Annotated in this window: 7 protein-coding genes and 1 pseudogene; 6 read left to right on the plus strand and 2 right to left on the minus strand. The window is 34.2% G+C overall.

Going from position 1 to position 7504, the window contains the following annotated elements:
• On the plus strand, nt 1–326 hold a 326-nt coding region (locus tag BM088_RS26505; RefSeq protein ID WP_143085170.1), incomplete at its 5' end, for a transposase.
• A 4-nt stretch (nt 327–330) separates the two neighbouring features.
• Here the strand turns inward: BM088_RS26505 and BM088_RS26510 are convergent.
• Nucleotides 331–2343, minus strand: a complete 2013-nt coding sequence (locus tag BM088_RS26510; RefSeq protein ID WP_091991897.1) for a PAS domain S-box protein — start codon at nt 2341–2343, stop codon at nt 331–333.
• Nucleotides 2344–2738: 395 nt separating this feature from the next.
• Here BM088_RS26510 and BM088_RS26515 point away from each other — a divergent pair, with 395 nt between their 5' ends.
• Nucleotides 2739–3014, plus strand: coding sequence for a hypothetical protein (locus BM088_RS26515; protein ID WP_091991899.1), 276 nt, complete (start codon nt 2739–2741; stop codon nt 3012–3014).
• A gap of 168 nt (nt 3015–3182) precedes the next feature.
• On the opposite strand, the gene BM088_RS26520 is transcribed toward BM088_RS26515, so the two are convergent.
• The gene (locus BM088_RS26520; protein ID WP_091991901.1) at nt 3183–3896 is read right to left on the minus strand and encodes a spondin domain-containing protein; all 714 of its coding nucleotides are present in this window, start codon (nt 3894–3896) and stop codon (nt 3183–3185) included.
• Between the two features lie 371 nt (nt 3897–4267).
• On the opposite strand from BM088_RS26520, the gene BM088_RS26525 reads away from it, so the two are divergent.
• The 4 genes and pseudogenes from BM088_RS26525 to BM088_RS26540 form a co-directional block, all read left to right on the plus strand.
• The gene (locus BM088_RS26525; RefSeq protein WP_091991903.1) at nt 4268–6169 is read left to right on the plus strand and encodes a methyl-accepting chemotaxis protein; all 1902 of its coding nucleotides are present in this window, start codon (nt 4268–4270) and stop codon (nt 6167–6169) included.
• Nucleotides 6170–6402: 233 nt separating this feature from the next.
• Nucleotides 6403–6756, plus strand: coding sequence for a tRNA-binding protein (locus BM088_RS26530; RefSeq protein WP_091991905.1), 354 nt, complete (start codon nt 6403–6405; stop codon nt 6754–6756).
• A gap of 77 nt (nt 6757–6833) precedes the next feature.
• Complete coding sequence (locus BM088_RS26535) at nt 6834–7067, plus strand: cupin domain-containing protein (RefSeq protein ID WP_091991907.1); 234 nt, start codon at nt 6834–6836, stop codon at nt 7065–7067.
• Nucleotides 7068–7118: 51 nt separating this feature from the next.
• A pseudogene (locus BM088_RS26540) lies at nt 7119–7504 on the plus strand (transposase); the annotation flags it as partial.

A 7504-nucleotide genomic window follows, 5' to 3' on the forward strand; every position in this document is an offset into this window, starting at 1 on the left:
ATGTTCATGATAGTAAAGTAGCAAATGAGTTGATTGAATTATTGCCTCAAGGTGATTTTGTTATCGCGGATAAAGGCTATGATAGTGAAGCGATTAGAAATAAAGTTCGAGAGAGAAATTCAAGCCCTGTGATCCCCAGAAAGCAGAACTCAAAAACGGGTAATGGAGATATAGATTGGTGCTTATATAAATATAGGCACTTAGTTGAAAATGCATTTGCAAGACTGAAACACTTCCGTGCTATAGCTACAAGATATGATAAATTAAAGTTACAGTTTGAAAGTATGCTAGCACTGGCGTGTGCAATGATTTGGCTGCCAATGTGAAAGATCAACAGCCCCTAGACAAAAATTCAGATTTACTTTTATTAGCTGAAATCGCTTCTTCTTTAGCATGTAAAAGGGCATTTTCATTTATTTTTCTTTCGCGAATATCTCTGAAAGTGATCACCGAACCTATTAACTGATTTCTATTTTTAAGTGGTGAACAGGTATACTCTATTGGAATTGAATGATTATCTTTGCCCCATAATATGCCGTCATCATTTTGACTTATTTTGTCAGTTAAAAAAGATTCATTTATGGAGTTAGTGTGTTCTATTTTCTGAGCATCATCAGGATAAGAGTTTTGTGTTAATTCATATATAGAATTGCCAATAAGTTCTTTTGCTTTATACCCTAAAATTTTACAAGCTGATGGGTTTAAAAAAGTTATTTTGCCGTTTAAGTCAACTCCAAAAATTCCTTCAACAACTGTTTCTAAAATGAGGCGGGTACGTTCCTTATTTTGCATTAAAGTTGTGATATCTGTCATTGCTGAGACATATTTATATATTTTACCGTTTTCATCTAAAAAAGGCACTATGGTGGTTTCTAACCAATATTCACTCCCATTTTTTTTACGGTCAACTAATGTGCCGCGCCATACTTGGCCTTGAGATAATTCAGCCCAAAGTTTTAAATAAAACTCTTCTGGATTAGAGCCTGATTTTAATATTTCAAAATATTGCCCTAATAGCTCTTCTCTTTCGTAGCCGCTGATTTGACAGAATTTATTATTTATAGCGAGAATTTTGTTATCAATATCTGTTATGCAAACAATATCGTGCTGATCCATTGTTGCCAATTGATAGTGACTTTCTCTTATCGCTGTTTTAAGGTCGGTATTGAGTTGATTTACCCAACGAGCGCGTTTGGACTTAGCTATTACGGATGAAATAAAATGCATGGGCTCTACAGGTTTAACTAAAAACTCATCACCGCCTAACTCCATGGCATCTACTTTGAGTTCAGGATCTGATTCTGACGTTAAAAACATGATAGGTGTCATAGCCCAAACATCATCTTGCCTTATCACTTGTGCTAATTCTAACCCAGAGCAACCGGGCATAAAAATATCCAGTATTACAAGTTCAGGTTTAAACCTCGTCATAACGTCTATACTTTTTAAAGGATCAATGAGCGTTTTAACATCAATACCAGCATCAGTTAATATGCTTTCGTAATATAGCAGCATGCTTTTTGAGTCATCAACAATTAAAACTTTATAAGGCTCTTTATCTTTTTGGCTTGTCAGTCCATCTAAAGTTTGCATTAATTTTTCAAAGTCTGTTGGTTTAGTAAAATATCGGTCGGCACCTGCATGAACTGCCGCTAATCGTGACTTAACATCAGTATTTGCTGATAAAAATACGACTGGTGGAAAGCTAGAAAACTTTTTTTTGAGTCGAGCGATAATATGAGCCCCAGACAGTTCCCCTTGATCAAATAGCATATTCATAATAATGCCTGTTGGACGTTCAGCATTAAAAGCGTGCTCAAATTCTTCTAAAGTAGAAAAATGTACGACCTTATACTGTGTTTGTTCAAGTTTTATAAGTAAATCTTCTGCAAAAAAAGGGTCATCTTCAACAAAATAAATGAGCTTTGAATTTTTTTTTACATCCTTTTTTATTGGATGAATAAATGAAAAAGAATCTGTATAACTTGTTTGAGAAGGTTGCCATTGTTCAGATAACCGTTTTAGTTTTTCTAATGAAAATGTAAATTTAGTGATGTCTTTTTCTGATAGGCTTGAGTCTACCAATTTTTTTTCGATAATTAATTTAATTTGTTGAACTAACTCTTGTGCTTTGGCACTGACTCTGGCAGAGCCATAAGTACCCGCAGAGCCCGCTAAGTTATGCAGCAGTCTTTTTAGTAGAATTAATTTAGATTTGTCTCCCTCACAAACAGATTGCCATAACTGTTCCATTTCAATAAATTTATTGGGAAGTTGTTTTTTAAATGCTAACTTCAAGGCAAATAGTTTATCTGTAATGTCACTTTTTATTATGTTACCCATACTCGATTATACCGATTGATAATTGATAAACTTGAATTTCTTTAGTGTAGCTGAGTTATTCAATTTTTCAGTTTTCTGAGAAGTATATGCAAGTATTTCTACAATTAAATTAACCATAAAACTTACCTATATCTGATTTTGTTTTTAGGCACATACAACATCCTAGAAATAAGCTTTCTTTAAGTGTTATCAATTTTGGCTATGACAAACATAGATGCATCCTATTGTACATACCTATTAAGGGAACTTAAAGTGAGGTTTCAGCTAATAACATCTAATTATGAAAGTAAAAACAATCAATAAATGGGTTTGATAAGTCGAAATATAGAGTCATCACTTTACTAAATGAACTATTCAATGACTTCAATTCATGTAATCGTCAAGGGCAGGCTTATATGTATTATTTAATCACTTTTACTTTAAATATTGTGCTTGGTATGTATCTAACTCGTATAGAAATTTCAAAATTTTCAACCGAAAATCAAAAAACAACTCTCATGGGGGGATGGCCATTTAGCTTAGTGCTTTTGCTGGGGTTGTTGTTGAATCTATTAGGTGAAAGTATGCAATATGAATTTGAATCTCTTATTTTTATAATCATTGGAACGGGAATATTTTACTTTATTGAAATAAATAAAATATTAAAAGATATAAAATTAAACAAATCATAAATTGACTTATGTATTGAGATAAGTGAACGCAAAGTACGTTAATATTATAAATCTGTTTTGTATTACTTTTACAGTGTGAGTTTAAGCTTTGGAACTTTAATTGCCAGCTGATTAGGGTCTATATAGCAAAAAGTTCCAAAGTGAGATAGCACATTTTGGCTCACAAAATTATTTCATCATTTTGATTTCTATATTTCCAATATAAGCTTGTGTCTCGAAATGTACGCCTTCTTCAAAATTACTATCACTACGGTTAGTTGATAGTAGTTTAATAACATTTGCAGGTGTTGTTGTGCTATCTGATGATTTAAATGTTGTTCCGCTATCGCTACCAGCATCATACACCTTAAGCTGTACGGTTTTGTTCTCTATCCATTGTTCATTTTCAAATAAAGACAAACTATTGATACCTATAAACCAATCTGGGCTGGGTGCAACCATAGAGACGATGCTAAGCAGCGGAAAATCTTTACTTGCTTCAAAAGTGATAGTAACGCTAGTATCATTGGTAGGGATCCCTAGTTCGTCAATTAGATAATTGGAATGACCTAAGTTTTGAATAACTCCTATCTCTTCCTTAAGTCTTGTTTTAGAACCGGTTTCTGCCATGCTAATAATGCCTGATGAAGCGCTTTCGCCTGTAGTAAATATCCCTCTTTGAGAATTATGGGTAAGCCCTACAAGTGGTGAGAAATGTGCATTACTTGGGTAATTTGTTGCAAAAGTACTGCTGTTCCAGGTGCTTGTGAAGGTGAGCTCATATGTTACTGTGTCGAGAGATTGGCTTGTATTCATATCATTTTCTGAAGCATTATCACTTCCTCCACAAGCAGACAATAAAAGTAAGCTTAAAGGAAGTGTGAGTTGTTTCGTTATTTTCATACTGAGTCTCATAATTATAACAATGTCTGTTATGGTCTAGACCAAGCATTTTGGGTTTTAATTTCATTTTTTTGAACTTAATTAAAGTTCAGGTAAAAGTTTGTTTCTATAAAAAAATCGTTTTTTGGTGTGAACTTCGTGTTTTGCTGAGTAAGCATAACAATTTTATTCTTGATGATTTCATTTTAATCTAAATATCTATTTCATACTAAGCCACTGAATGCTTTACAAGCATAACTATCAGTTATTATTGTTATTTTAGAGATAAATAGCATAAACTCAAAAACTGAAAGTCATTTACAAAAATGTGATACATAATTCAAATCCGTTAAAAGTTAATTGCCTTAAATCGATACAATGAAGGATTTCTCATGATGCAGTTTGGTTTCAAAAATTTATTACTTATTACGATTACAATTTTAGTTGGGTTGTCAGTATCTTTAACAAGCTATTTTTCATATGTCAAAGAGGAAAAAGTATTAACAGCCCTGATTATTAAAGAAAACAGTGAGTTCGTGAAACAACAAGCGAAACTTATTGAAAAACAAATGAATGAAAAAGCTTTTGGGTTAGCAAGAATTGCAAAACTATATAATAATCAACAAGAAGAAGGCAGTACTGAAGATTTTGTTAAATTAACAAATACCATTGCTTTTGCAATGAACCTTAATAGCTCAGCCATTGGTTTTGAAAGCGGTGTTGGTTACTGGAACCAAACGAGTGATATTTGGCCTGATCATGTATTCAGTGGAGATGTAACAGAAGAGTCATATTACAAGTTAGCACGCAATAGCGCAGGGGTGGCAACAAGTGAGCCTTATTTTGATTCAATCGATTATTGGATCAGCATAGTTCATCAAATTAAAAATGGCATGATTTCTGTTGATATGAAATTGGATTTTTTGAATGCCTTGGTTAAAAGTTCAGATGAAATTCCCGGGGCTGTAGCATTAATTTTAAATCATGATACAACTGTTTTAGCCTCGACCAGTCAAAAAGTTGAAACAAAAAAATTAGCCAGTGATTACCCTTGGTTTAAAGAGGCGGTGTTAGACGCCGTAAACCAAAAAAGTAGCATACAAACTTATCAGTTAGATGGGGTAGATAAATTACTTTTTGCACATCGCGTTCAAGTGGCAGATAAAAACTGGTATTACACTCTGGGTCTAGATACAGAAATTGCGTATGCCAGTCTTACGGAAGCGAAAATAAGCGCCATTATTAGTACACTTGCAGCAACACTTATAAGTGTTGTATTGGTTTTCATTTTATTGCAAACCCTTTATCGTCCAATACTGGTGTTAAAAGAAACAATTACAGCACTTTCTCAAGGAAATGGTGATTTAACACAAAGACTTAACGTACATTCAAGTGATGATTTAGGGCAAATTGCTGATGGTGTTAATCGTTTTATAGCAAGTTTGCAGTCGATGATGCTAGAAATCAAAGATGCCACTACAGCTCTAAACGGCAATGTTTATAAATTGAAAGAGCAATCAGATGAAAATACCATTATATTGGATGGTCATGTTCAAGAAACCGAACAAGTTGTAACAGCCATTGAAGAAATGAATGCGACTGCTGAGTCTATGGCTAAAGATATTGCAAATGCAGCTTCATTGACTGATAACGCTAACAACGCTGGCCATGACTCTAAACAAACAGTGAACCAAGCTCAAGAAACAATTTCTGATCTGGTTTGTGATGTTGAAAACTCGGTGAAAAGTGTGAGTGATATGAGCAGTGAAACCGATAGTATTAACTCTATCTTGAGTGTAATTGGCGGTATTGCGGATCAAACTAACTTATTAGCACTTAATGCGGCTATTGAAGCCGCTAGAGCTGGTGAACAAGGAAGAGGTTTTGCAGTTGTTGCAGATGAAGTTAGAAGCCTGGCGAGTCGTACAAAGTCCAGTACTGATGAAATTGAACATGCACTAGCCAGTTTATTAAAAGGTAATCAAACAGTTGTTGACTCTATGAGTGTGACCAAAGACCGTTGTCAACAAGCTGCAACAGGTGCGGGCCAAGTGTCAGAAAGTTTAGATACAATGACAACTATTGTGTCAGAAATTAATGACTTAAGTACACAAGTTGCTGCTGCTGCAGAAGAGCAAAGTAATGTGACACATGAGGTCAGTAAAAATATGGTCGCAATTAATGGTATTGTTGGTAAGTTAGATGCAAATGGTAAGCAAGTGGTAGAAGAGATAAATAGTATTGATGATATTAACCATCAATTAACTGAGATAATAAGCAGGTTTAAAGTCTAAATTATATTAATCATGCTCTGTGGTCTAAGGGTTAGATCACACAGAGCATGATTAATATTCACTTATTTTAAGAGGCTTATTCAATTTCAATCATATCAAGCACTTTACTCTTTCTAATAGCTCAAAGGTGTACCATAGTTATTGCAGCCAGAACCATAGGAGTAAATTTAACGCTTTGGCATCCGTACATTTGAGTTTCTTACTTTTAGAATAAATATACTAAGGATTTACTGATGAAACCTGCTCCTATTAAAGCACTGATTAACTTCGAAGATTTCGCCAAACTAGATATAAGAGTTGGTACAATTACTATGGTTTCAGAAGTTATTAAGTCTGATAAGCTGATGAAACTTACGGTTGACTTTGGAGATCATACTCGCTCGATTCTAAGTGGTATTAAACAAGAGCGTGTAGACCCTAAAGAAATTGAAGGTAAGCAGGCTTTATTTGTTGTTAATCTACCAGACAGAACAATGGCTGGGGAGATATCACAAGGTATGTTATTTGATATTGGTTATGACGATAAAATTAACCCTTGCTTAGCGGTGCCGGAAAATACAATGCCAAATGGAAGCCGAGCAGGTTAATTTAATCTTTGTGAAATTATTCATACTAGTGATTAAATTCAGACCACGAATGATGTTGTGATTAAAAGTTGAGTTTTATGAAAAAAATTAATATTGCTGAAAAATTTAAACTGTTTGAACAAGAATGGACACCAAAAGTTATTGCACAATCAAATGGTCAGTTAGTTAAGATTGCTAAAGGTAGTGGTGAGCTTGTTTGGCATAAACATGATAACGAAGATGAACTTTTTATTGTTTTTAAAGGGCAACTTACTTTGCAACTAAGAGAGGGTGATGTCGTTTTAAATACGGGGGAAATTAACGTGGTTTAATGGATTCGACTACTCCAGTTAAGAGATAATAAACTTAATAGGAGATCCAAAATGACGAAACGTAAAAAATATTCAAAAGAATTTAAACTTGATGCTATCGCCTTAGTTGTTGAACAAAATTATTCGCAGGCAGAAGCCGCTAGAAATCTGGGCGTTAATCCCAATATGCTTGGTCGTTGGATAAAAGAATCTGAAAATGAGGATGGTCATGCTTTTCGTGGTAATGGGAAATTAACACCTGAGCAAGAAGAAATCCGCAACTTAAAAGCGCAAGTGAAACGCCTCGAAATGGAGCGCGAGATATTAAAAAAAGCGACGGTCTTCTTTGCCAAAGAAACGAAGTAAAGTATTCGTTTATTGCCCAACATAAGAAGATCTGGCCTGTGGTTTTAATGTGCCATGTACTGGGTGTGAAAAGTAACAATTATTATAGTTAT

The organism is Pseudoalteromonas denitrificans DSM 6059 (assembly GCF_900112265.1).
GTDB classification, from domain to species: Bacteria; Pseudomonadota; Gammaproteobacteria; order Enterobacterales; family Alteromonadaceae; genus Pseudoalteromonas; species Pseudoalteromonas denitrificans.

Coding starts and splice junctions, on each gene's coding strand:
- BM088_RS26510 (WP_091991897.1), bottom strand. CDS start 2,343: ATGGGTAACATAATAAAAAGTGACATTACAGATAAACTATTTGCCTTG.
- BM088_RS26515 (WP_091991899.1), top strand. CDS start 2,739: ATGTATTATTTAATCACTTTTACTTTAAATATTGTGCTTGGTATGTAT.
- BM088_RS26520 (WP_091991901.1), bottom strand. CDS start 3,896: ATGAAAATAACGAAACAACTCACACTTCCTTTAAGCTTACTTTTATTG.
- BM088_RS26525 (WP_091991903.1), top strand. CDS start 4,268: ATGATGCAGTTTGGTTTCAAAAATTTATTACTTATTACGATTACAATT.
- BM088_RS26530 (WP_091991905.1), top strand. CDS start 6,403: ATGAAACCTGCTCCTATTAAAGCACTGATTAACTTCGAAGATTTCGCC.
- BM088_RS26535 (WP_091991907.1), top strand. CDS start 6,834: ATGAAAAAAATTAATATTGCTGAAAAATTTAAACTGTTTGAACAAGAA.